Raw genomic sequence first — 2,156 nt, 5'->3', positions numbered from 1 at the left:
GGATGCACATGCTGACGGCAGGTTTTGATAGCTTCAACCGCTTGTTTAAATACCCACTCACCAATTTCAACAATCAAGCCAGTGTCTTCTGCAATAGGAATGAAGTCCGCTGGAGAAATAATGCCCATGTCCGGGTGCTGCCAGCGGATTAAGGCTTCTGCTTTGCGAATTTGCATATTGTTTAAATCAACAATAGGCTGATACAGCACTTTGAATTCATTTTTAGCTAAAGCACTTCTGAGGTGATTAGCCAAGTTGAGTTTTTGCAATGCAGACTCTTCCATGTGCTTTGTAAAAAACGCATAGCGATTTTTACCGCTGTTTTTAGATGCATACATGGCTTGGTCAGATTGTCGAACCAGTTCATCCGCATTGCTACTGTCTACGGGGTAAACGGCAATACCGATACTTGCGGTAACGTAGGCAAGGTCACCCCCTAGCTGATAAGGCTCAGCGATAGCTTCGAGTATTTTGTTTGCCTGAGTATGAACATAATCTCCATCACTTAACTCACTGAAAATAATAGTAAATTCATCGCCACCCAGCCTGCAAACAGTGTCTTTTTCTTGCACACAGGCCAGTAAGCGCTGGGCGGTAATTTTGATGAGTAAGTCACCTTGGTGGTGCCCCAGAGAGTCATTCACTTCTTTAAAGCGGTCTAAATCCAGCATCATTAACGCCAGTGATGTTTTTGATTGACGCGTCTTTTCGATTTCTTGATTTAAGCGCTCAAGAAATAATGTTCTATTAGGTAAATTGGTAATGCTATCAAAGTGTGCGAGTTTTAACACTTGCGCTTCAATCTGCTTGCGTTGGCTAATATCGGTATAAGTGCCAATCACACGCAATGGTGCGCCGCTGATGTCACGGCTTACTACCATGCCTTTCACTTGCACCCACTTCCAGCTGCCATCAGCACTTAATTTGCGATGCTCATTTTCAAAGCTTCTGGTATTGCCACAAAGTGCATCGGCTCTAGCGCTTATTAAGCAGGGCAAGTCATCGGGGTGTATCAACTTGAGCCAAGCATCCATGTCGGTGGATATTTCATCTTGCGGATAGCCCAGCATATCTTTGCAACGAGGGGACAAAAATATCTTATGGTTTACTACGTCTAAATCCCAAACCCCCTGATTAGAGCCTTCAAGCGCAAAACTCCAACGCTCTTCATTTTCTTTTAAGGCCAGCTCAGCGAGCTTTTTATCTGTGATTTCTTGCACAATAGCCAAGTGATGCGTAGGGCTGTCGCCCGCCATCCAAAGCGCGGTGCAGGTAATGTCTACCCAAACGCAGGTTTGGTCTTTGCGGATGTATCGTTTTTCTAAGTGATATTCCGTCACTTCACCTGCGAGCAGCGCGCGCGTCATGACTTTTTGTTTTTCTACATCATCCGGATGGGTTATCAGCATTAAATCCAGCGTTTTTAATTCGTCGGCAGCGTAGCCAATAATTTCCAGATACTTTTGATTGGTTTGAACAAACTCTCCAGTTTTGGCATTGGCGATAGATACACCAACTCCAGCTTGGTCAAACATGGAGCGAAAATAATGCTCGCTGGTTTTAAGAGTTTTGTTGAGGTCATTAATTTTAAGTTGGCTGACATGCAGCTCAATGACATCCACCACCATTTTAGAGAGTAATTTGAGCGTTTCAATTTCTGAGGCAGACAACTCTCTGGGCTTGTAATCAATGACACACAAAGTACCAATATTAAATCTATTTTCAACGGTGAGCGGAACGCCAGCGTAAAAGCGCACCCCTGCAACTTGAGTTACCAGAGGATGCTCGCAACTGCGTGGGTCGGTGCTGGCATTCTCTACGATATAAGGTGAGTTATTGAGGATGGTAGTGGCGCATAAGCCGTCGATACGTTTGTATTCTTGCACCTCTACACCATGATGCGATTTTGACCAAATGCGATGCTCATCGACAAATGAAATCAGTGATATCGGAACATTTAACAGTTTTGAAGCGAGTAGGGTGATGTTATCAAATGATGGGTCTGCTGGTGTATCGAGTATTTGATAGCGGTAAAGCGCTTTTAGACGCTCGGTTTCTGCGCTGCTTGCGTTGTACTCTGTCGGATGATTATCCATAGCTGAGCCAGTTAATTAAAATTGACACCAACAACAAATTAATTTTTGTCCTCGATGTTT

The 2,156-nt window shown here is 44.0% G+C and carries 1 protein-coding gene; it reads right to left on the bottom strand.

Annotated elements, in window-relative coordinates; translation table 11 throughout:
- On the bottom strand, positions 1-2,096 hold a 2,096-nt coding region (locus tag B7Y67_RS15950; protein WP_293599473.1), incomplete at its 3' end, for a diguanylate cyclase.
- Between the last annotated feature and the right edge of the window lie 60 nt (positions 2,097-2,156).

The sequence above is a fragment of the Polynucleobacter sp. 35-46-11 genome (assembly GCF_002281105.1).
The sequence above is the reverse complement of the archived record's forward strand: the minus strand, read 5'-3'. Positions and strand labels throughout refer to the sequence as shown.